This is a genomic window from Paenibacillus plantiphilus (assembly GCF_927798095.1).
Taxonomy (GTDB): Bacteria; Bacillota; Bacilli; order Paenibacillales; family Paenibacillaceae; genus Paenibacillus_Z; species Paenibacillus_Z plantiphilus.
On sequence record NZ_CAKMMF010000019.1, the window covers coordinates 13910 to 37193 of the forward strand.

Annotated in this window: 21 protein-coding genes; 14 read left to right on the plus strand and 7 right to left on the minus strand. The window is 48.7% G+C overall.

What is annotated here, in order from left to right:
- Positions 1-30: 30 nt before the first annotated feature.
- Positions 31-1458 carry a MocR-like pyridoxine biosynthesis transcription factor PdxR gene (gene pdxR / locus L6H65_RS16605; RefSeq protein ID WP_236343716.1) on the minus strand — a complete coding sequence of 476 codons (1428 nt, stop codon included), beginning with the start codon at positions 1456-1458 and terminating at the stop codon, positions 31-33.
- 117 nt (positions 1459-1575) lie between these two features.
- On the opposite strand from pdxR, the gene L6H65_RS16610 reads away from it, so the two are divergent.
- From L6H65_RS16610 to L6H65_RS16620, 3 genes are all read left to right on the plus strand, one after another.
- A complete protein-coding gene (locus L6H65_RS16610; RefSeq protein ID WP_236343717.1) occupies positions 1576-2130 on the plus strand; it encodes a pyridoxamine 5'-phosphate oxidase family protein in 555 nt (184 codons plus the stop codon).
- Positions 2131-2434: 304 nt separating this feature from the next.
- Complete coding sequence (locus L6H65_RS16615; protein ID WP_236343718.1) at positions 2435-2764, plus strand: HIT domain-containing protein; 330 nt, start codon at positions 2435-2437, stop codon at positions 2762-2764.
- A 127-nt stretch (positions 2765-2891) separates the two neighbouring features.
- Positions 2892-3437: a stalk domain-containing protein gene (locus tag L6H65_RS16620; protein ID WP_236343719.1), complete on the plus strand. Its 546-nt coding sequence runs from the start codon at positions 2892-2894 to the stop codon at positions 3435-3437.
- Between the two features lie 654 nt (positions 3438-4091).
- Here L6H65_RS16620 and L6H65_RS16625 read toward each other — a convergent pair.
- The 4 genes from L6H65_RS16625 to L6H65_RS16640 form a co-directional block, all read right to left on the minus strand.
- Positions 4092-5891, minus strand: coding sequence for a glycoside hydrolase family 13 protein (locus L6H65_RS16625; RefSeq protein ID WP_236343720.1), 1800 nt, complete (start codon positions 5889-5891; stop codon positions 4092-4094).
- Positions 5892-5915: 24 nt separating this feature from the next.
- A complete protein-coding gene (locus L6H65_RS16630) occupies positions 5916-6740 on the minus strand; it encodes a sugar ABC transporter permease (protein ID WP_236343721.1) in 825 nt (274 codons plus the stop codon).
- Positions 6737-8050, minus strand: coding sequence for a carbohydrate ABC transporter permease (locus tag L6H65_RS16635; RefSeq protein ID WP_236343722.1), 1314 nt, complete (start codon positions 8048-8050; stop codon positions 6737-6739). The genes L6H65_RS16630 and L6H65_RS16635 overlap by 4 nt, the downstream gene beginning before the upstream one ends.
- Positions 8051-8153: 103 nt before the next feature.
- Positions 8154-9482 (minus strand): sugar ABC transporter substrate-binding protein, encoded by a 1329-nt coding sequence (locus L6H65_RS16640; RefSeq protein WP_371877710.1) that lies wholly within the window; start codon positions 9480-9482, stop codon positions 8154-8156.
- Positions 9483-9967: 485 nt separating this feature from the next.
- On the opposite strand from L6H65_RS16640, the gene L6H65_RS16645 reads away from it, so the two are divergent.
- The 8 genes from L6H65_RS16645 to L6H65_RS16680 all read left to right on the plus strand — a co-directional run bounded on the left by L6H65_RS16645 (position 9968) and on the right by L6H65_RS16680 (position 18447).
- Positions 9968-10984 carry a LacI family DNA-binding transcriptional regulator gene (locus L6H65_RS16645; RefSeq protein WP_236343724.1) on the plus strand — a complete coding sequence of 339 codons (1017 nt, stop codon included), beginning with the start codon at positions 9968-9970 and terminating at the stop codon, positions 10982-10984.
- 91 nt (positions 10985-11075) lie between these two features.
- Complete coding sequence (locus L6H65_RS16650) at positions 11076-11612, plus strand: type 1 glutamine amidotransferase domain-containing protein (protein ID WP_236343725.1); 537 nt, start codon at positions 11076-11078, stop codon at positions 11610-11612.
- Positions 11613-11854: 242 nt separating this feature from the next.
- On the plus strand, positions 11855-12796 hold the full coding sequence (locus tag L6H65_RS16655) for an HNH endonuclease (RefSeq protein ID WP_236343726.1): 942 nt from the start codon (positions 11855-11857) through the stop codon (positions 12794-12796).
- A gap of 12 nt (positions 12797-12808) precedes the next feature.
- Positions 12809-13498, plus strand: a complete 690-nt coding sequence (locus L6H65_RS16660; RefSeq protein ID WP_236343727.1) for a response regulator transcription factor — start codon at positions 12809-12811, stop codon at positions 13496-13498.
- Positions 13495-14934, plus strand: a complete 1440-nt coding sequence (locus tag L6H65_RS16665; RefSeq protein WP_236343728.1) for a sensor histidine kinase — start codon at positions 13495-13497, stop codon at positions 14932-14934. Before L6H65_RS16660 ends, L6H65_RS16665 begins: the two co-directional genes overlap by 4 nt.
- 70 nt (positions 14935-15004) lie before the next feature.
- Positions 15005-16129 (plus strand): eIF2A-related protein, encoded by a 1125-nt coding sequence (locus L6H65_RS16670; RefSeq protein ID WP_236343729.1) that lies wholly within the window; start codon positions 15005-15007, stop codon positions 16127-16129.
- Positions 16130-16841: 712 nt separating this feature from the next.
- Positions 16842-17534 (plus strand): peptidoglycan recognition protein family protein, encoded by a 693-nt coding sequence (locus tag L6H65_RS16675; RefSeq protein ID WP_236343730.1) that lies wholly within the window; start codon positions 16842-16844, stop codon positions 17532-17534.
- Positions 17535-17637: 103 nt separating this feature from the next.
- On the plus strand, positions 17638-18447 hold the full coding sequence (locus tag L6H65_RS16680) for a CAP domain-containing protein (protein ID WP_236343731.1): 810 nt from the start codon (positions 17638-17640) through the stop codon (positions 18445-18447).
- Between the two features lie 630 nt (positions 18448-19077).
- Here L6H65_RS16680 and L6H65_RS16685 read toward each other — a convergent pair.
- Positions 19078-19704 carry a DUF1796 family putative cysteine peptidase gene (locus L6H65_RS16685; RefSeq protein WP_236343732.1) on the minus strand — a complete coding sequence of 209 codons (627 nt, stop codon included), beginning with the start codon at positions 19702-19704 and terminating at the stop codon, positions 19078-19080.
- Positions 19705-19908: 204 nt separating this feature from the next.
- On the opposite strand from L6H65_RS16685, the gene L6H65_RS16690 reads away from it, so the two are divergent.
- The 3 genes from L6H65_RS16690 to L6H65_RS16700 all read left to right on the plus strand — a co-directional run bounded on the left by L6H65_RS16690 (position 19909) and on the right by L6H65_RS16700 (position 21884).
- Positions 19909-20289, plus strand: a complete 381-nt coding sequence (locus L6H65_RS16690) for a hypothetical protein (RefSeq protein ID WP_236343733.1) — start codon at positions 19909-19911, stop codon at positions 20287-20289.
- An 80-nt stretch (positions 20290-20369) separates the two neighbouring features.
- Positions 20370-21143, plus strand: coding sequence for an FkbM family methyltransferase (locus L6H65_RS16695; protein WP_236343734.1), 774 nt, complete (start codon positions 20370-20372; stop codon positions 21141-21143).
- Positions 21144-21236: 93 nt separating this feature from the next.
- Entirely contained in the window at positions 21237-21884 is a 648-nt protein-coding gene (locus tag L6H65_RS16700; protein WP_236343735.1) for a TetR/AcrR family transcriptional regulator, read from the plus strand.
- 89 nt (positions 21885-21973) lie between these two features.
- Here L6H65_RS16700 and L6H65_RS16705 read toward each other — a convergent pair whose 3' ends face one another.
- Positions 21974-23095, minus strand: a complete 1122-nt coding sequence (locus L6H65_RS16705; protein ID WP_236343736.1) for a glycosyltransferase family 4 protein — start codon at positions 23093-23095, stop codon at positions 21974-21976.
- Positions 23096-23284: the final 189 nt, after the last annotated feature.

Genomic DNA, 23284 nt, shown 5'->3' on the forward strand with positions numbered 1-23284 from the left:
TGCCATCCCAGCTATTTCAGTCCCTCAATGCTAATGTGGGCCAAACCATGCTTGGCCTAGCCGCCGGATGCCTTCTTCTATATTTCCTTCTTGCATGCCGCCGAAACCGAGCATGATGTAAGTCGGGGGACATTGGGAAGAATCCACCCAGTGATGCGCCGGGGAATAGACCGCAATGCCAGCCCCCTCTGCCAGCTGAATGAGCTCGTTTCTTTGGCGATGATGGACGACGAGTATGAGATGAAGCCCGGCCTTTTGCCCGATAATCTCCACTCGACTGCCCATGTGGTGTGTAATGGCAGCTATCAGTGCCCGATGCTTGGCTTGATAGATTCGTCTCATTCTGCGAATATGGCGTTCAAAATGTCCCTCTCTCATAAAAATGAGCATGGCGGCGCCGAGCAGCGGAGAGACAGATTGGCTGTAGGGCTGGATGCGCTGCTGGAACGTGGCGACCAGAGGCATAGGCATGACGATATAGGTCAATCGAATGGCCGGAATGAATGATTTGGAGAAGGATCCCAAATAGATCACACGCTCTTCATTATCCAACGCTTTGAGCGGAGGGATGGGCTGCCCTTGATAACGAAACTCGCTGTCGTAATCATCCTCAATGATATAGCTGTCCTGCCCGCTTGCCCATTGGAGCAGTCGATTCCTTTTTTGAATGGGCAACACCATGCCAAGAGGAAATTGATGCGACGGAGTTACATAAACTGCGGATGCTTGCAGACGGCTCAATTCCTTCACAGACAATCCGTCATGCTCAAGCGATACAGGCAGAACAGTACAGCCGTGATTGTTAAAAATCGTGCGAACGCCATCATAGCCCGGATTCTCCATAGCAATCGTCTTTCCAGTTAACGGGAGCAGCTGGCAAAGCAAGCTAACCGCTTGCTGGGTGCCCGAGCTCAGGAAGATTTGGTCTGGAGAGCAATTAACGCCCCGTGATTCATACAAATAGTTGGCAATCTCCGCACGGAGATCCGGCCCCCCCTGAGGGTGTCCGTATCCAAACACCTCTTTCGCATCAGCTTGGATTGCATCCATCAGACTTTTACGCCAAAGTGCATGCGGGAATTTCTCCTGCTCAATATGCCCGTAGCGAAAATCAAACCGGGGAACAGGCATAGCTGTGGTTTTCCATTCTTTCCTCAACGGCTGTTCGACAGGAGAGGATTGGGCAGAAGCCGCAGTCGGAAGAGGCTGCTCCAAGGGCAGAACACGGAGTCCGCTGCGCAGCTTGCTCTCTGCATAGCCTTCTGCTATGAGCTGCTGATAGGCGGTCTCAATCGTATTCTTGCTTAGCTTCAAATGAGCGGAGAGCTGCCGGATTGAAGGCAATCGGCTTCCCTCAGCAATCGCGCCGCCTTCAATTTCCAGCTTAATATAGCTGTAGAGCTGTATGTAAATAGGGGTTTTGCTTTCTTTGTCCAGCCATGGGGTTAAAGCTATCATGTCACACCAACTGTCCCTATGAAATTTATATTTTCTGTCGCTTTTAGAAAGGACAAAACTCATCTAACATGTAGTTTATCACAGACAAAATTGATAAGTGGAGAGGAGATTCCAGCTATGTTCCCTGTTCGATTGCAGAAACGGGCATGTACCGATGAGTCGAAAATTAATGAGTTTCTTGTACAGGCCCGTACAGGTTTTCTGGGGCTGACCGATGGTGATTTACCTTACGTCGTGCCATTGAATTTCGTATGGTGGAAGGATACGATTTATTTTCATGGCGCATCAGAAGGACGCAAGATGGACATTCTGGAGCAGAATGCCAGGTGCTGCTTCACAATAAGCGAGGAATACGGCTCCATCACTTCCCCGATTCCAGCCCATACAGATACTGCATATATGAGTGTGATGCTATTCGGCTCTGTAGAACTCATCTCGGATTTGAATGAAGCGACTGCAGCTATGCAGCACATGCTGGACAAATACGTTCCCGGCTACTACGACACGCCGCTTGCCCGCAGCCACCTGGATAAATACAGATCCTCGCTCGGCAGCAGAACAGCTGTAATGAGGCTGAAGCCGGATACGATTACAGCCAAGGAAAACGAGCGCCAAGAGGATCAGATGTATGCTCCAGGCAGGAGGATCAGCCAGGATAAAGACCGAGAATAGCCGGGCTGTCCATGACGTGCATGGGAATGCGGTAAAGGCTTGCCATGAGCGAACGATAGATTTTATTTGCTCTTATTGATAGATCTTCATCTCATTAATTTATGATGATTATAGCATTTTTTACAATATTATATATATCTGAATGTTAAAAAGACTGTCCCGCGAAAGTAGTAGGTACTGACTACTTCGATCGGGCAGTCAGCCGACTTCGTAAGTCGGCTTTTTCTTGTTTAACAATCAGGAGGAAATTCACAAATTATAGCGAATGTTAAAACAAGGAAAATTTGTATGAAGGGGTAGTGTTATGTCTGAGGATTTTTATTGCGATGAGGTTTTAAGTGGTCGTACTTCAGTACAGAAAGTAATTGAGACTGGCAATGTTCTTGCATACCATCACACTCGCCCTTATTATCCTGTTCACATTGTTACGATTCCGAAGAAGCACATTCCATCTCTTCTAACATTGGAGCAAAGTGACAATGAACTATTAATTGAGTTGATGGACGTAGTTAAAAAAGTGGCAGCACAAGTGAACTCTGAGTATGGAGCTTGCAGGGTACTAACTAATTTTGGGGAGTACCAAGACTCCAAACATCTTCATTTTCATATATTTCATGGCGAACCATTACGTTGATTCATATGTATCTGTCTCGTTAAACAAAGGGATTACAACCGCCTTCCTCGGAAGGCGGTTGACTTTTAACCCCATAATCAACATAGTGTTTAACAACGCCGAAAAATAAAAACGAAGGTGAACAATAATGAGTTTGAGGAAGCTTGTGATCGTTATGCTGAGCCTTATGATAATGGCTCCTGTATATGCAGCCGATGGTATGGAAGAGAAGGTCGGAAGGGTTTACGATTTCTCAGGGTCTCGGACAGAGCAAATTGGACTGACAATACGTTATAAATTGAAAACAGAACCTGAAGTTTTTTTCAAAGGCATTCATGTTCCAGTAAGAGTATTGTTCGCTAAGGTTGATGCCGATATAAACTGGGGTCATACATCCAAGGTTGCCACAATAAAGAAAAAGGGCAAGCGACTGGTGATCACGCAAAACAAGAACTACGCACCGTCTGAAGACGAGGTGCTCTGGCCCAGAGAATGGGCTATTGTAGAAGATGGGATGACAAAAATAAGTCTACCCTATTTGGCCTATATATTCGATAGATACGCCAAGCACAGCGAAGGCGCGGAAGCTTCGAAATGGAAAGAAGCATTATTGTTCCTCGGAATTGAACATATGGATAATCTTGATTCTTCACCTAAGGATAAAACACTTCATTCATTTGTTACATTTAAATAATTGCTGGAATAGCGATAGCGTATGTTACATCGTCCCCGCGTCGTCCATGTTGAACGTCTCCGCCGAATCATGCTGCTGAACTTGGGATACATTGGGAAGAATACCGCATTACAGCACGGAAAAGTAGAGCGAGGCGCGCTGTAACGCTGAAAAACCTGCTTACAGATGCCAAGGGATCGCAGAATGCTCTTCGGCTAACTCCATAAGGCGGAAAAACCGCGTTACAGCACGAAAAAGTGGAGCGAGGAGCGCTGAAACGCTGAAAAACCCTCTTACAGATGCCAAGGTGCCGTAGAATGCTCTTCGACTAACTCCATAAGGCGGAAAAACCGCGTTACAGCACGGAAAAGTGGAGCGAGGCGCGCTGTAACGCTGAAAAACCTGCTTACAGATGACAAGGCATCGCATAATGCTCTTCAGCCATCTTCCATAAGGCGGAAACACCTCGTTACAGCACGGAAAAGTGAAGAGAAGAGAGCTGGATATTCGAGAGGCAAGCAATGGCTGATGCGAACCCTGCCCCGCTGATTAATGTCGCTGTGGACTTTCTCACCAAGCAAGCAGCAAGCAGCAGCGGCGAGCGGCACTGGTCCGCTTAAGCGACGAAGCTGTCCCATTAAGCAGTTAACTGCTTAATGGGACAGCTTCTCTACACTATTGTTGATTTGTCAGAATTACCATCCCATACGCTTGAAGCGGTATGGAAAGCGATGGCGACTCTGGATATTGCTTGTCGGTCAATAAATCATGCAGTGTGCTTCCTTGCCATTGCTGAGGCAGTGGTTGAGCTACTGTCCACGGTGTCGGTGAGTTGTTCAGCACAATTCCGATCGTTACATCGCCATGAGAGCGAAGGAAGCCGACCGTATTGTGGATTTCGTCCACAAACCATACGCGGGTTGTTCCGCTGCGGAGAGGCGCATATTCATGCCGCAAACGAATGAGCTTCTTATAATGTGCGAGCAATGGTTTGTTTTGTTTATCCTCTTGCCAGACCATAGGCTTACGGCACTCAGGATCGGATTTGCCGGTCATTCCGACCTCGTCACCGTAGTAGATCATCGGCATGCCGCTGTAGGTAAGCTGGAAACCGACTGCGAGCTTCATACGCTCAAGCGTCGACTCTCCGCTCTGCCAGCCCCAGCCTCCACGCGAGCATGCGGTCAGGAATCTTAACGTATCATGGCTGCCGAGCAGCTGCATCATCGCCGTATTTGCTTGGTCCGTATAGCTCATTTGAATTTCATCCAATTGGCCGGCAAATGTGCTGGCGCTTATGGACTTCGCTGCGAAGAAATCGAGCATGACATCACGCAGCCAGTAGTTCATAACTCCGTCGAATTGGTCACCGCGCAGCCAGGCTCCCGAGTAGTGCATAATTTCCCCGATCAATGCCGCCTCCGGATAAAGAGGCTTTACAGCTTGGCGCAGCGCGCGCCAGAATTGATGATCCACCTCATTGGCAACATCCAGCCGCCAGCCATCGATTCCGAACTCCTTGAGCCAGTACAGAGCAACATCGATGAAATATGCGCTGACATCCGGGTTCGCTGTTCTGAGCTTGGGCATCGTGCTTACGTTGGTTCCGAATGTTTCGTAGCCGGTATTATTGTCGTCAGCCAGAGCTGGCGTTTCATTAAAATGATACCAATTACGATATGCGGACTGCTCGCCGAGCTCCTGTGCCTCCTGGAAAGCGTAGAAATCGTCGCCGGTATGATTGAACACAGCGTCGAGAAGAACACGAATGCCGCAAGCATGAGCAAGATCGACAAGCTGCTTCAACGTTTCATTGGTGCCGAATACAGGATCAATCTTGTAGTAATCGATTGTGTCGTATTTGTGATTGGAATGGGAAGCAAAGATTGGTGTCATATAGATGGTGTTGACGCCAAGATCAACCAGATAAGGCAGCTTCTCGATAATACCCTGCAGATTGCCGCCATACATGGAATACTCCTTCGGATTATCATCCGACCAATCGTTTAATTCTCTCGTATCACGAGCTGAGGCATCCATGCACTCGCCCTTGCGGAATCGATCAGGAAAGATCTGATAGATGACAGCGTCTGCAAGCCAGGATGGCAGCACATGAAGATCGGCATCGCAGAGATAAGGGAATTGAAAATATCCTGCGCCAACTCGGCTGGCAGACAACGCTCTCTCCCCATACCAAAGTTCTTTGCCGGCCGTATCGGTTAGCAGGAACTGATACCGCAGACGCTTGGTCGGTACGGTAACCAGTCCTTCATAATAATCGAACAGCTGGGTTGCAGCACAATGTGTCAGCTCGATAGGCAGCTCCTTGCCTGGTGAATCGTAACGATCCGAGCACATCAGTATACAACGGACAATATCGTTTTTCTTAACGCGGATTCTTATCTTGATTGAGCTGCGATCCACCGCGAATACATAAGGGATGTCATTGGAATGATAGATGGCTTCTAAATGCATATGCAAGCTCCTTCGGGAACAAGTTTATCCTTTTGACGCTCCAGCCGTAAGTCCTTCGACCAAATATTTCTGGAGCCAGAAGTAAAGAACGAATACGGGAATGGACAATAATACTGCACCTGCTGCGAACAACGTGAATTCCGTGGAATTCCTTTGGTTAACCATGTTGTAAAGGCCGACTGCAAGCGTGATCTTATCCTGTGAGCGAAGAATCAGGCGAGCGAAGATGAAGTCAACCCAAGCTCCAGAGAATACGACCAGGCTGATATAGGTCAGCATCGGTGTGGATAATGGAAGAATGATCCGATAGAATATGGTAAAGTGGGATGCGCCATCGATCCGCGCCGCTTCATCCAAGCTGCGCGGAATCGTATCGTAGAAGCCCTTGGCCACAAAGACGTTCGTGACGAAAGCTCCGGAGCTGTATACGAGAATTAGCGCCCAATGATTGTTGAGCAGGTCAAGTTGATACAGCAGAATGAAGAGTGCGATCATGGCCATGAAGCCCGGGAACATATTCAGGACAAGCATGACCATCAAGCTTTGCTTACGTCCATAGAAACGGAATCGTGCCATTGCGTAGGAGCCCAGCAGGGTCAGGAAGCTGCCGATTATGGTGGACATGGTAGCAATGAACAGCGTATTACCGTACCAGTTCGCATAGGAATGCTTCTTGCTGGTGAACAAATCTTTGTAATGGTCTAAGGTCAAGGCATCTGGAATAAGGCTCTCGCTGTACAAGCTGTTTCCAACTTTGAAAGAAGACATTACGATCCAGAGAGCAGGATACACACTCATGCATACGAGTAGGATAATGATGACATAGGATAACAGAACCCGTGGCTTCATTGGATGATATCATCCTCTCTGTAGGATCTTGTCTTGCGGTAGTTGTAGATGGAGAGCGTAGCAACCATGACGAAAATAATAATTCCGATAACGGCAGAGAAATTATATTGCTGATTGGTTAATGTCAATTTATACAACCAGGTGACGAGCAAATCAGTTGCTCCGGCATATTGATAGCCGGTCACGATCGGATTGCCGTCTGTCAGCAGGAAGATGACATTGAAGTTGTTAATATTGCCAGCAAACTGCATGATAAGGATCGGCGCAGTCGAGAACATAACCATTGGCATCGTAAGATGGCGGAATAGCTGCCATTTTGTCGCTCCGTCCACCTCAGCTGATTCATACATATCTCTCGGGATCGTAGTGAGGATACCGGAAACAAGTATCATAATGAGAGGAATGCCAAGCCACATATTAACGCCTATAACCGTAATTCTTGCCATGGTAGGATCCGTGAGCCAAGGCAGCTGTCCCAATCCAAAGTAGCTCAGATATTGGTTGATAGGACCGAATTCTGTATTGAGCATATTGCGGAAGACAAGCAGGGATACAAGATTCGGTATAGCGAAAGGTATAATGAGCAAGGTACGCCAGACTCGTTTTAGCTTTATTTCTCGCTGGTTAATCAAAACTGCTACGAGTATACCGCCAATGAAGGTGGTTGCTGTAGATAGAACCGCCCATATTATAGTCCAAGTGAATACTCCATAGAAGGTCCGGCTCCATGTTTTAAGCGTGACCAGGTTCTTAAAGGTTTCGAATCCGACCCAATCCAGTAGATTGCCCGGGGGAAGAACAGGCCTAGCATAGTTCGTGAATGCAAGCGAGATATTGAATATGAGCGGCAAAATATTAAGGAACAGAGCAACTATGAAAGGTACGAATAGAATAAGATAAGCAAAATGCCGATCAAGAACGTAATGCATGGTTTGTTCGAAGGTATTTACCTTCAAGCCGTTCATTCTGCGTTTGCCTACTACATATGAATCTCTAATATTCAATACATAAAGAATCACGTACAGTAGAAGGGCAATTAGTGATACGAGACCATTCACGAGCATGTAGATGGAGTTGTCGCCTTCAATAGCAATAGTGGCTTTTCCGGGCTCCCTGATCTGCACTCTGGGAGTATCGCCTAGCGTAATCAGGCCTTGAATGTTTTCGAATAAATACATGATTGATGCAGTAAGGCCGACAGCGCCGATTAACATCAGGATCAGTCCTTTGATGACTTGGCGATTGTACAGCTGACCAAGACCCATGAACAGCACAGAAAGCAAAGAGGCTCTTTTCGCATGGTTTGGCATATCGGTGCCTCATTCTCCCTTCTAAAAATATCATGGAACCATCAGGAAGAAGCCGCTGATGATTCCACGCATTTGTTATAAAACGCAATATGAGGTTTCGGTATTACTTGCCAGAAGCAAGCGATTCTTTAATCGTATTGACTGCTTCATCAAGAGCAGCTTTCACATCTTGGTCTTTGTTGTTCCAAATTTTAGTGATTGCACCTTCAATTGGTGTCCAAACATTGTTTGTTTCCGGAATCGAAGGCATTGGTACGGAATTCTCGAACTGCTTGATGAATCCGCTTAGAATCGGATCATTCGTAATGGCTGGATCTGCTGCAGCCTCTTTGTTGGAAGGCAGAATGCCAAGCATGTTGTAAGCTTTGAGTGCGTTTTCTTTGTTCGTTACGAAGCTTGCGAACAGTTTGGCAGCGTTCGGATATTTGGTGTACGAGTTAACATAGTACGAACGTACGCCGGACAAAGAGATGGATTTGCTGCCGTCTGGCATGTCAGGCAGTGGAATTACACCGAAATCCACTTTGTCTTTGAAGCTGCTGATGGACCAAGGACCATCAATGTTGAATGCGACTTTGCCTTCTGAGAAGAGCTGTGTTTTAACATCCCAAGTGATATTTTCAGCTTTCAAAGGAAGAATTTCGGCCATCGTTTGCATGTATTTCGCGCCTTCGATTGCACCTTCGTTGTTCAGACCGATATCGGTTGGATCGGTATTGTCTTTACCCCAGATATATCCGCCTTTGTTTACGAAGAACGGATAGTTGAAGTACAGAAGGCGTGCTTCCCACATGATGCCGTATTTCTTCGCATTGTTGTCAGTGAAAGTTTTGGAGAAAGCGACAACGTCATCCCATGTCTTAGGCAAATCCTTTACAAGTGCTTTGTTGTAGAAAACAGCGTAAGTTTCAACTGATTTCGGGTATCCGTACAGCGTACCGCCGTAGCTGGAAGCTTGAATCGCTGCATCTGGATGAGCGGATTTTGTATCCTCTTCAAGCAGATCATTCGGGAACAGCAAGCCAGCTTCTACTGCGTTTCCAAGCTTGTCATGCGCGAACATAACGACGTCAGCAGCAAGACCTGCAGGCGCGTCATTCGCAAGACGGTCAGCTTGGTCAGGTGATGGCACGTGCTCGAATTTTACATCAACGTTGTATTTTGTTTTGAAGTCAGCCGCAACAGACTCCAGGAATTCGAAATCAGTGGACTCTTCCCATACGAGCAAGGACGCGCCTTCTTCAGGCAAAAGCTCTTCAGCGGGTGGAGGAGTTGAAGCGTTTCCATTAGGCTTGTTCGTATTGGTGTTAGCTGGTTTGTTCTCTGCGTTCTTGTTGCCCTTATCCTCATTTGCGCCTCCGCATGCTGCAAGCGTGAATGTAAGCAGTGCGGCCAATAAGATTAGCAATCCTTTTCTTTTCAATGTCTTCATCCCCTTAAGTTTTCTGTGGTACGTCCCCGAGCAGCTTCCAGCAAGCAGAAAACAGCGTCGGAAGGGTAAGCTAAGTTTTCTGTGGTACGTCCCCGAGCAGCTTCCAGCAAGCAGAAAACAGCATCGGAAGGGTAAGCTTAGTTTTCTGTGGTACGTCCCCGAGCAGCTTCCAGTAAGCAGAAAACAGCATCGGAAGGGTAAGCTTAGTTTTCTGTGGTACGTCCCCGAGCAGCTTCCAGCAAGCAGAAAACAGCGTCGGAAGAGTAAACTTAGTCTTCTGTGACACGTCTGAGCAGCTTCTGCGCAAGCGGAGAACGATGTTGTTCTCATTTTTTCGTCGGGTGTGTTATAGTGATGCAAGTAGCGTCAAACATGTCTGATCAGGACAGTTTAGGAAACCGGTTTCTTAAACTCAAAATAGCACAACCAATTTTTTAAATCAACTCTTTTTTTTAACATTCCTATAGGAGGTTGAAAGGGTTTTCATGAAGGTAACGATAAATGATATAGCAAAAGCAGCAAATGTGTCCAAGTCAACGGTATCCAAGGTGTTGAACGACGCTCCTTCAATACCCGACTCAACGAAGCGGAAGATACGGGAGATAATGAAGGAGTTGAATTATATCCCGAGCAGTCTGGCCACTCATCTGGCTAAGCAGCGATGCTTCAACATAGGGCTGTTAATTGATTTGTCACGCAAAAATGATTTCTTGAACCATTTCTTCTACGATATCATCGGAGGCGTGGAGAGCACGATCGGACCGCTGAATTATGAGCTTACGATCAGCAATATTCATACGATGGGACAGGAGCATTTCATGAACCGCCTCGTCCTGAATAAAAAAGTGGATGGACTTATTATGGACAATTCCATTCTGACCAAAGAGATTGCCGCACAGCTGAATGATCTGTCATTTCCGTTCGTGTCGCTTGGCGAAATGCCGGGTGTGGAGAATATCCATGAGGTCGATATCGATAGCCGGCTGGGCGGGAAAATGCTGACAGACCACTTGTTCGCGCAGGGCTACAAACGCATTGCTTTTATCGGCGGGGAGACGAATGAGCCCATCTTCATGAATCGGATGACCGGCTATACGGCATCGCTGGAGGAGCATGGCGTTGCTATCGATCAACGGCTGATTAAGCCCAGCTATGTCAACGCGACGATCGGCTCTCAGCTTGTGCTGGAGCTATTGGAGCTGGAGGAGGCCCCTGATGCAGTTGTATGCATGAATAATGCCATCGCTTTCGGAGTGTTGAGGGCGCTTCGCGAACGCCGCATTCAAGTTCCAAAGGAGATGGGTGTAGCGACTTTTGATAACTACCCCCTCGCGCCTTACACGACACCTGCGCTTACAGCGATGCATATGGATACATTCGAGCTGGGCGTAGCGGCTGGAGAAATGCTGATGGACCGAATCAATGACGAGCGGCGGTCCCAGCGTCATCGACTGATTGTGCCTGCCCTGCTGGAACGGGAGTCGACGAAGCGAATATTATAGAATGACAAGGTGATTTCATCTCGTCAGATCGGGTAATGTATGGTACGCCTGCTGGGCAGCGCGATACGATATCCGAAGGGAAGTGAACCCCATGATTGAGCCTCGAAAGAAGAAGGTGGCTTTCTTGTTAGGGGATGAATTCGAAGATTCGGAAATGGTGAATCCATATGAGGCGATCACGAAAAATGGGCATGAAGCAATCATCATCAGCCTGGAGAGAGGTGTGGACCTGAGGGGCAAGAACGGCACGATTACGTACAAATCGCATCTTGCCGCAAGGGAAGCAGATCCCAGTGATTATGATGCTGTCATTATTCCAGGAGGCAAATCGCCAGCGCATCTGTTGGACAGCGAGGATGTCATTGCATTCGTAACGGGGATGGACAAGGATGGCAAGACGATCGCTGCAATTTGCCATGGTCCGCAGTTGCTTGTCAAAGCGGGCTTGCTGGACGGACGTAATCTGACTGCATATCCCCAGCTGCATGCCGAAATCAATGACGCAGGCGGCCGATTTATCGATAAAGCGGTCGTCGTGGACAATAATTTGATCACCTCTCGTACGCCTGAGGACGAGCCTTTTTTCATTGAAGAAACGATTAACAAGCTGGGAGTTGCGGCCTACTGAACGGGCTGAAATTGCGGTTTGGGAAATTGATTCAAGCTAGACGCGACGAACCTCTGACACCACTCATTTGTGTGGTATTGGGGGTTCTCCTTATATCTTCCTCCGGATATGAATAATATTCCAATGTATGCTATGCTTTTAGCTGTAGGATGAGTCGTTAATGTCTGCTCGTGCAGGGCATGATAATAGGAACAAAGCTGGACTAACAGACCTAGAGATAATGAACGGAGCGAACGGTAATAATGGATGTAAAAAGCTGTGCGGCATGCGGTCAGGAGAAGCCGTTAACCGCTTATACCAAGCGTTCGGGAAGCAGCAGCAGACGGGGAACCTGTCGGGCTTGCTTGCGCCGGCGCTTGCGGGAGGCTGCGGGTGTGCGAGTGTCCCATGAAGGATCGGGAGAAGCGGAGGTCTCCCCTGCTGTAATCGATGAGGCGGTTATGCCGCTCCCAACAGCGGCCTCTGAGACGAAGCCAGCACGAAAGCGCCGCCGCCGCAGAAGGGGCCGGGGGCAAAGTGCGCCCCAGCAGGGAAACGCTGCCGCTGCTGACAGGGATAAGAGCGATCCGCAGGAGATGGGAGCGCAAGAGCACGATCTGCAACGGCATGATCTGGGAGCGCATAGTCAGGGAGAAGCGTCTGTCGTTCTGGAAACAGCCGGCGAGCTAAAGCCAAAGCGAAAGAGAAAGCGCCGTCGCAGAAGAGGCGGCTCTACAGCTCTTGCCAAGCCGCTATCGGCTGTGCCTGCGGATGATCCTCGACCTGTCAGGCCGCCGGATAAGATCATTATTCCGTTCAAAGGCAGGTTTACTTATGACACGAGAATTCTCAATGATAAGGGAACCGGAATGATTAGATTGCGCGGCCGCCGCGAAACGGGCAAACGTTGGTCAACCGAGATACCAGCCGAGATGGCCGTTCGAATGGTTGAAGAAGGAGCGGCAGGCATTATTCATCCCGGTCTTATTCATAAGCTTTATACAAAGACAGATTTCCGCCTGCTCATTCTGCAGCGAGACGCCTATCGTTGTCATTACTGCGGGAGATATGGCGATACGATCGATCATGTGCAGCCCAAATCGAAGGGCGGCTTGTCCTCCCCCGGCAATTGCGTATGTGCCTGTGGAGACTGTAATTTGAAGAAGGCTGACAGTCTTGATTTTGTCTACTATGATGAATATTAGGGTGAGCACACCATGGAGAAGAGAATTCTCGTTGTTGACGACGAGCAAAGTATAGCGGGCGCTATTGCTTATGCATTCCGCCGTGAAGGATACACGGTTGAGATTGCTTATGATGGTGAAGAAGCGCTGCGCAAGGCGGCTTCCTTCAAGCCGTCTGTCATGGTTCTGGATGTTATGATGCCGAAGCTGAATGGCTACGACGTCTGCCGCAAGCTGGACAATCGCGGAGCGATGGGCATTATTATGCTGACGGTAAAGAATGATATCGTGGACAAGATAATCGGTCTGGAGCTTGGCGCAGACGACTATATGACCAAGCCATTCGATCTCAGGGAGCTTGTCGCGCGGGTGAAGGCTCTATTCCGGCGACTGGAGAACAGGCCGGAAGAAGGGCTTCTGCATGTCCAGATCGGGGCCGTGCAGATCAACATACCGAATCGCACCGTGCTGCTGGAAGAGAACATCCTTGAGCTGACGCCTAAGGAATTTGACCTTCTGGCGCTGCTCGCAGCACACCCGGAGAGAGTGTATACACGAGATGAGCTGCTTGATATTGTGTGGAGCATTGATTATGCGGGAGGGACTCGAACCGTCGATATTCATATGCAGCGTCTGCGCAAGAAGCTTGGCGAGCCGCATCAGAACCTGCTTCAGACGGTGTATGGAGTCGGCTACAAAGCCATTAAGGAGCTTCAGGCATGACGCGCAGGAAGCGAGTCCACTTTAGTCTGAGATGGCGATTTTCAATCGGGCTGGCAGCTATTCTGATCCTGATTGTATTTACGCTCAGTCTGTTCGTTCTGCGTGGTATCGAGCAGAATCAGAAGAGCAGGGTTGAGAGCGATCTGAAACAGCGCAGCGAGCTTGCGAGCCTTCGTTTGCGCCAGTCCTATTTGAGCAGCGGACTGATTGATGATGTGGACGGCTTCCTGCGCAGGAGAGGCCCTGAGCTGGCTGGTGATCTTGGCAATTTATTAGGCGGCTCGCAGGTGATGCTTTATGATAAGAATGGGGACGAAATCGGCAACTCGCTGCCGCTGTCGACAACGCAGGATATCGATGAAATTATGGCATATGCGGTACAGGGTAAAACGGTGTATCAGCAGTCGGGAGACTCGCTTGTATACCTGTCTCCAATTGTATGGTCGGTAGGACAAGTGGGCATTGTACAATTTCAGTATTCGCTTAAATCGGACCAAGCCTTTTATTCCTCGATTAAAAATTTGCTTCGCAATATTGGATTGAGCGCGCTTGCGCTAAGCTTCCTGATCGGTTTTATATACGTGCAGCGTGTTATTACATCGCTTCGCAGGCTTCGTGCGGCGGCAGATCAGATTCGTGATGGACAGTTCCTTCAAGAATCACCAGTTCGAAGACGCGATGAGCTGGGCGAGCTGAGTGAAGGGATTAGCTATATGAGCCGTGAAATTGAGCAGAGCTTCGCAAGACAAAAGCAATTTATCGGCAATGTAAGCCACGAATTCAAGACACCTCTCACCTCGATTATCGCATACTCCGACCTGCTTGATATGTATCGCGACGATCCAGAGTTGCTGGAGGAGGCGCGGATGAATATTCGAAGAGAGGCTGACCGGCTGCTTGAAATGGTAGAGAAGGTTCTTCATTTGTCGGCAATGGAGCAGTATGAATTCAACCTGAATGCCGAGAGGATCGATGTTCAAGAGCCGCTTGAGGAAGCCTGCAGCAGGCTTCGGGGAAAGGCGGTTACGTTCGATTTGTCGATTGAGACAGACTTCAAGCCCGCGATCATAAGAGCAGACCGAGAAAGCCTGATGCATATCTTTCTTAACTTGATTGATAATGGGATCAAATATAATGTCCCTGGCGGAACCGTTCATGTTGCTTGCCGTACGGAGGGCGACAGGGCGATTATTTCCTTTCGTGATACTGGAATTGGCATTCCGCAGGAGGCGAGGGCCAAGCTGTTTGAGCCCTTCTTCACAGTTAGCAAGGATCGCGCGAGATTAACGGGCGGAACGGGGCTCGGACTGTCGCTGGTCAAACGGCTGGTGGAGCTTCAACAGGGTAGTATAACGATTGCCGCTCCGGCATCGAATGAGCAGGGTACAGCCTTTATCGTTGCATTTCCGATTGTTGTTAAAAGTTTACAAGCTTGAAACAATTCGAAATATGGATGAGACGTTCTCCTTGTATGCTTCTATTATCAACATCAGGAGGTCATCAAAAATGATAAAAAATCAAAAAATAACGGCTGCCGCTGCGGCTGGAATCGTCTGTATGATGGTCGTTACAGCCTGTGGAAGTACAGGCTCAACTGCGAACAACACCAACAATCGACAGGTTATAGAGAAGCAGGGCAAAACAATTACAGTCATCGATACGGAACCGGCTGCTGCCGCAAGTGAAGTGGAAGTGGTCAAAATCGATGAACTGAAAGGTATTCGCGGGATGGATTGGCTGGGCGAGGACAAATTAATTATCGATAAAATAAACAAAAATATGAAGCCGGTCACCATAGAAGGCGAAGAGCGTTACCCGCATAACTTGTATATACGTGATCTGAGCACAGGTGAAGAGAAGGATGAAGCGCTGCTGGAGGAATCGCATGATCAGGGCTTCGGACTGCTGTCGCCGGATAAGAAGCATCTGTTCTTTAAAAAGCATGAGGAGAATACGGCGCGCGGCTTCATCATGAATGTGGCTACTCGCGAAACCGCTCCGATCGGTGATCACATTATGCTTACCAGCGATGGAGAGTGGCGAGATAACGAAAGTGTTATTTTTCCGGCGATTACTGGCAATATTTATTCCTCCGATGTAACTGGAGCGGCACAATTGCTGGCAAAAACGAAGAAGAGCATCAATTATAATGTGAAGCAGGTCGGGACGAAGGTCTATTATATAAGCACGAACAATCAGTTGAATGTTTATGATACGGAGACTAAAGATACGAAGGTGCTGGAGAAAGATGTCATATGGTTTATTCCTTCTCCTAATGGACAGCAGTACGCGGTCGTAAAACGGACATCCGAGACAGAGATGGAGCTTTCCTTGCTTGACGCTGAGATGAAGCCCAAGCAATCCATTGCCAAGAGCACACAGGTATACGGTACTAGCTGGTCGCCGGACGGCTCCAAGCTGGCCTACAACGTCATCTCCGAAGCTGGAGGCGTGAAAGGCATCTATGTGGCCGATACTGTCTCAGGCAAAACAACTCCGATTTCTGTGGACGTGCAATATGCGTCGGATGCGCTCCGCTGGAGTCCTTCCGGGAAGAAGCTGCTGACTTCAACCTCGGTCATTGAAGATAATGGATACAGCTTTGTCACTTATTTGATCTCCTTCAAATAGGCACATCAACCTTGTCTGGTGCAGCGGGGTATGCGGTTTCAAGAGCGTCCTCCTCAACACCTCAAGCGGCTATTGCAACTGCAATTACAGTTGCAGCCGGCTCTGCTATTACTTCCGGGGCAGAATGTATGGATGCGTTTGGAAAATCTGTAGGCTGGTGGGGAAAGTAAGAATACCTACTTAGAAGACTCTGCCTTCGTTATTAAAAACACCTTGATTAATGGTTGTTAAGTTGCGCTGCAATTAATTAAACCATCATTGAGGTGTTTTTTATTATTCCGAAAGGAGATATTAATTTGAACAATAAAATCTGGTTGATTACTAATTTTTCGATAATATTTGGCTTGTTACTTCTTATAATAATAGGCTCAAAAATTAATCATAATTTAGAATTGATGGGATACATACTTTTTGGTGTTTATTTGATTCTTATATTATTTTTTATTAGAGGATTTAATAAAAGGAGATAAATAGTGAACACTTTCGCCGTGTAGCGACTCGTTACGACAAGTTGGCCAAGTCATTCTGGGCGTTTGTATACGTAGCTGCCATTTTCAAATTGAACAGTGATAAGTTTTCAGACACGACCTAATTTAATTGCTAGTTTTTACATCCTTATAATTTATTTTTCTTTGAAAATAGGCATGTTCCTCTTGCATTCTCTCATCTACCTGAATACATTATAGTATTCTAATGATGGGAAGTGATGGACATGCCCGTACAGCATAAGGGGTTTCGTCGCTACACGCTTCATGAGTATATCGCATGGCTGGAAACTTTCGTCGGTCAGGTAGGGTTCACAGGCGTTCATGTGCATGGCACATGGAAACCGACAATTGCCGATTATAGAGCAGCATCGGACAAGGAGCGTCTCATCCAGAGCATGTGGCGATTCCATGTGGGAACCCGAAAATTCAATGATATTGCCCAACACGCGACTATTGACCCCGACGGATATGTATGGGAAGGACGTTCATTGCTATTGCCCCCGGCTTCAGCAACGGGCTTTAATGATGTGGATCAGGATGGCAGACATCCATTCATGTTCGAGATGATTGGGAACTTTGATATTGGCGCTGAGCAGTTGAGGCCGCCGCAGCTCGATAGCGCAGTCGGTTTAACTAAAGCTATTCTCGACCGCTGGAGGCTGCCAGCCGCAGCGATCAAGTTTCATCGTGAGATGCAGCCGAGCAAGACATGCCCTGGCAGCGCAATAGACAAGTCATGGTTTGTCGGTCTAGTAACTTCGAACGAGAAGGGAAAACTAAGCGAGAAGGATGCCAATAGAATCATCACAACATGGCTCCAGCCTGCATGGGGAACAGCAAAGACGAAGGAAGAGAAGGACGAAATTCACCGACTTGCGAATGAGCTGCGAAAGGCAAGCGGGCAGCGGATTTCATAGCCGTTGGAAGATTTTGAGGCATGAAAAGTGAAATCTCCCTGTGTTAACATGGGTGGCGTCGGGAACAACGGCACACACAACTAACCTGAAGGGGGATTTTTTCATGAAGAAAATGCAAACAATCCGTGTAGGAGTCGCTAGCGTAGTTGCAGCAAGTATGATCGTACTTGGTGGTGGAGCTGCTGTTCAAACAGCGGATGCAGCATCCATGAAAGGAGCTTCCATCACGTACAAGGTGAAGTCCACCGATTCGATGTACAAGATCGCTCAGCAATACGGCATTGACCTGCAGAAGCTGCTTGCTTCCAATCCATCGTTGGCTAACATCAAATGGATCTGGCCAGGCATGACAGTTAAAGTTCCAGTTCCAGGCGGCAGCAAGCCATCTACGGGCAACACTGGAAATACAGGTAACACAGGCAACACAGGCAACACAGGCAATACGGGCAACACTGGAAATACCGGCAATACAGGTAACACAGGTAACACAGGTAACACAGGTAACACAGGTAATACTGGCAACACCGGCAGCGGTACTGTAGCGCAAAGCGCTTTTGCAGCTGAGGTTGTAACGCTTGTGAATCAAGAGCGTGCTAAAGCAGGATTGTCCGCGCTTAAATCGGATGCACTTCTGACTAAGGTAGCCTTGGACAAAGCAAAAGACATGTATGATAACAATTACTTTTCTCATACTTCACCAACGCATGGCTCTCCATTTGATATGATGCGCGCTTATGGCGTTAAATATTCCTACGCTGGCGAGAATATTGCCAAGGGACAGCGTACACCAGCAGAGGTTATGAAAGCTTGGATGAACAGCCCGGGTCACAAGGCCAACATTATGAGCGGTAACTTCGGCAAGATCGGCGTTGCTTATCACAATGGCGTTTGGGTACAAGAATTCACGTCCTAATACGTATTCGGATATTGTAACGAAGCGGGGCTGTCCGAAATGTCGTCATCTTTGAGGATTTTATCGCCCGCTTTGTACGTAATATGAGGTTAAAAAGAACCTTCAGCTCCACTTTTATAGTGGTGTTGAAGGTTCTTTTGTCCATTTTATGGGACTCACTCCAATCGGGTTACCCTTTTTGGGCTGTCCCGTTTCAAGCTGCAACAACTCTCATGACATCGTAGACATACATGCCCCCAGAATGAAATGGGCGTTGGAAGCTACCTTCTATTTTCGTATAAAGTCAGGCTGTAGAGAAAATTAGTCCAGATAGTCGCTGTATATGATCGTCGCAGAATGCTCTTCAGCTTTCCCTATAAGGCGGAAAAACCTTGTTACAGCAAGGAAAAGTAATGCGCGGTGCGCTGTAACGCTGAAAAACCTTCTTACAGATGCCAGGGTGTCGCAGAATGCTCTTCGGCTTTCCCTATAAGGCGGAAAAACCGCGTTACAGCACGGAAAAGTAGCACGCTGTACGCTGTAACGCTGAAAAACCTTCTTACAGATGCCAGGGTGTCGCAGACTGCTCCTCGGCGATCTCCATTAGGCGGAAATACAGCGTTACAGCTCGCAAAATGCTCATCAGCTATCTCATCCCTCCAACTTAATGCCTGTTAACAGCTTCCTCCATAGATGATCGTTTCCGTTCCAAATCTCCGGTCTGTCAGGTATCGATACGGCACACAGCTTTTTTAGCGGCCAATGCTGCTCTACAATTCCTTCTACAGGCTCGTGATTGACGAGCAGCACACGGAAGTCATGTTGAACCAGCTCGCTAAGCACGTTCTGCAGCACCTTGGCCTGCTCGATATCACCGCCAGTGCGGATGAACAGAAGCTTCTTGCAGGTTGCCACTTTATGCAGGAATCGCTCGATGCGCCTGTCAACCTTAACTCTGAACTCCGGGTAGCTAGGCCAGTGCGCCGGTGAATTGCGGTCAGCCGGAAAGTCATGGACAACGATGACGCCGAACAGCGTGTCGGTTATAAGCTGGAAGTTGCCCGCTTGTCCGGCATAGACCATGTTGTCAAGCTTCATGAAATGCTGGAATCGGTTATGGAGCAGCCGATTAATGCCTTCCAGATTTACAGAGTCCATCCAATCGATGACGCCCGTATAGGGGCGAATGCCGTTTCGTTCCAATTGTATAGCCGGCAGGCAGTTTTGTCCCAAACTAAATATGGCATCATAGCTCCCTTTCATTTGCTCCAATTCCATGGCGGGAACCCTCCTAATGATTCATTATCAGTGCTCTATTTTATGTAGTCGGGAATGAAAGAGTTTGGACGGAAAAGCGGCGAAAAACGAGTGGGATTGGCCCTTCCTGGCTATGAAGCAGCTGCATAAGATAATAGAAAGAGGGGGTAAATCCGCAGGAGTGCTTCTGGAGGAGCTGCCCTGGGAACGAGGTGTTCATATACGGTGAGCAAGCGATATATAACCGAGCTGCCTATACATTCTTTTACTCCGTTTCAGGTCCCGGAATTTGAATTTCCGATTGCGCAAATCGAGCTGCGGGCAATTCGTTCCGGCAAGTCTATCGAGTTTGAGATCGAGATTGGCTGGGGCAAGCCGATGATTGCCGATCTCGGCGAGATGGAGATTGTGCTGCGCAAGCATACTGCTCAGGGGCAGGAAATCTTTCGTTCCTATGAAATGTGCCATCAGAACGCGGTATCGCTGCTGGAGCATACCGAGCCCGGAACTGAAACGGCAGCGGAAGCTTACGTGCTGCTGGTGAGATCAGCGGATTCTAAAGCTTATTTGACGGGGCCGATCAGGCTGATAGCGATCGTGCGTTAAGTGAGCCGGAGAGAAGCTGTTCAGACTTAATAAACATGAATGAACTGTGCGATAAAAGAAGGAGGAGGGGTCTTGTGGGGATGAAAACGATAGCACTGCATTATCCAGGGCATTTAACATCATTCGCGCTAAGCTCAAGTGATCGTGATCAGATTCTGGCTGGTGTGGAGTATAACAGCGGCTTTTATGAGCCGCATATTATGAATGTGCTGACACATATCGTGAAACCGGATTGGGTCTGCTTGGATATCGGGGCCAATATCGGCGCGATTTCCCTTGCGATGAGCTTCCTTGCCTCTGGTGGAGGCGCTGTATTCGCTTTTGAGCCTTCCTCGGAAAATTTTCAATACCTCTCTATGAATGTCCGGCAAAATAAAGCTGGCAATATCATTCCGCTCAAGCTTGGTGTTTATGAGGAGAACAAGCGGATGGCCTTCTCATTCATTGATTTCGGAGGCGGTTGGTCTCATTTGACGACAGAGTATGCGGAGCGGGGGATCCAAGAGACGGTAACCTGCGTCAAGCTTGATGATTGGGCGGTGGAGCGGGGCTTGAGAAGGCTCGATCTGATCAAGCTGGATGTTGAAGGTGCGGAGGTGCCTGCGTTGAAGGGCGCGGAGGGCATCATTCGCGGATTCAGACCCGATCTCATCGTAGAGTTTAACCCGGGAGCACAGCAGACAATTTTTCATGAGGACCCTTCCTTGCTCTATCGGAAGCTGCAGGAGCTGTATCCGAGCTTATATATTATTGACTTTAACTACACCGTGGTGCAGCTTCATTCGTACGAGCAGCTTATGAGTTATTTTCGCGATGGAAGGGAGGTCGTCGATTTGTACGGCACGTATAAATAAAATAATGCTGCGCTGCTGCGGCCATCTTGACCTTATTGTAACCGGCGGTTAAAATATAACCATTGGTTATAAGTGGAAGAGAGGGTCGCTATTTTGACTACGAGAAGAAAGCAATTGACGGAAGAAATTAAGGCAGGCATACGCACCTCAGCAGCGCTGCTGTTCGCAGAGAAGGGCTATCATTCCGTTACGATGAGAGAGATAGCAAAGGCGGCAGGATGCTCGCATACGGCCATTTACTTGTACTATAAGAACAAGGTGGACTTACTGCAGCAGATCGCGATACCGCCGCTGGAGGAGCTGGAGCAAAGGATGCTGACGCAGATGAACAAGCTGCAAGCTGAGCCGCTGCAAGCGTTGTTAGCGGTTTGTGTGGCGTATGCCAGGTTCAGTCTGACTAACGCGAGCATACAGACGATACTGGTTACCTCCGCATCAGTAAGAGTGGATGAGCAAGAGCCGGAGCTGGAAGTAAATGTGATCCGCAATCGGTTATTCGGTCATATGATGAATGCGCTGGGCCATGCTTTGGGCGGGGAGAGCAGCACTGCAAGCAGCGCTGAAACGGCGTTGAATCAGACTCGTATTCTATTCTATTATGTACAAGGCTTTGTCAGCACCTATACGAATCATACTGAACCTGCTGATGAGCTGCTTGAGCGTATATTGCCGATATACAAGCAGGGAATCCTGACGATTATCGCAGGGCTGCAGCAGACAAGCAGGTCTGGTGGAAGTTAGCGCCAGCGGACCAGCGCTAATTCGAATAGCCCTCGCTGTCCTTCGAGAAAAGCACAGGAGCGTGCTCTCCGCGAAGGCGCCTGCGAAGGCTATAGGGCGCCTAGCTGATGAAGCCGTTCGCGCATTCGCATCCCGGCAGCAGCGGGAGAGAAACGGGACAAAATCGTATCGCGTCCGGAGGCTCCAATCCGCGAACGCAGCTGATAATCGTAATACAAGGCTCGCATATAATGAGCGGCGTGCTCGCAATCCGGATCAGCCCACAGCTGATGAGCCTCATAGGGACCAATCTGCTGGCCGATTGGTATCAGCTGATACTGCACAGGACAAGAGTTGGCGGCATCCATATATGCCGTATTGCCGGACCAGTTCGTTGCGATCACGGGCTTGCCCATCGCCATCGCTTCCGCCAGAGTCAGTCCGAAGCCTTCGGCGCGATGCAAGGAAATATAGATATCGCATGCATCCAGCAATGCGCGAGTCTCTATTCCTGTCAGCCCGATATCCAGAAGATAGACGTTGCTGCAGTCGGCAATTCCAGCACGCAGCCGCTCCATATTCCCGCCGGAGGCATAGCTGTTGCTGACCTTAATAACGAGTGCAGCCTCCTCCGAATGCTTTCCGAATGCTTGTATGAAGGCGGCAAGAGCAGCCTGCGGGTTTTTGCGTTCTGTGAAGCTTAGCGCATCGAACATGGTGAGGAACAGCAGCGGCTCTTCCGGCAAGCTGAAATAAGCGCGTCCTGGGCGGAATCCGCTGCCCTCTGTTATGCCGGGCGGCATAGACAGGACGGGGACTGGTGATTTGGCCGCTACAGCATCGCGTACATAGGGGGAAGGCGTCCATACTTCGTTTAAGAGCTTGAAATGCTCGATCCATCCCTCCGGCACGGCAGGCAGTTCCCAATGCCAGTAGCCGATATTCAACCGGCCTGCGAAAGCATCCGCACCAAGACCGCCGCATATATGAGGGGCGATGTCGGGATTGAAATGAAGTAAATTCGCTTTATGGAGCGCTGCAGTCGTTTCGTAAGCATTCCAGGTCGCATCAGACGGTCTGGCAAGGGACCAGGCATCACAGGATAGAATATGAAACGGGGTTCCAGTCTGCAGAAGGGCTGCTGCTGTTAATCGGCAAGCCTCGCCAAGGCCGGATTCAGCCTTGTTGAAACCGATTAGCTGGATGCCCGGTTCGAGTGCTGGATTCATCATGACAGAGGGAAGATCGTGATCGGAGACTCTACGCCTCCGACTCCCGCCATTACGTGGCAATCCGCGGAGCCGCTTATTGCCACGTGATCTTCTGAGCTGTCTCAGCGGATGCTTCCTCGTTGTCTGCATCCGTTTCCTATCGCGGCTGCTTCGCGGCCCCGCCTTGCGCTCCCGAGCCCGAGCCCGAGG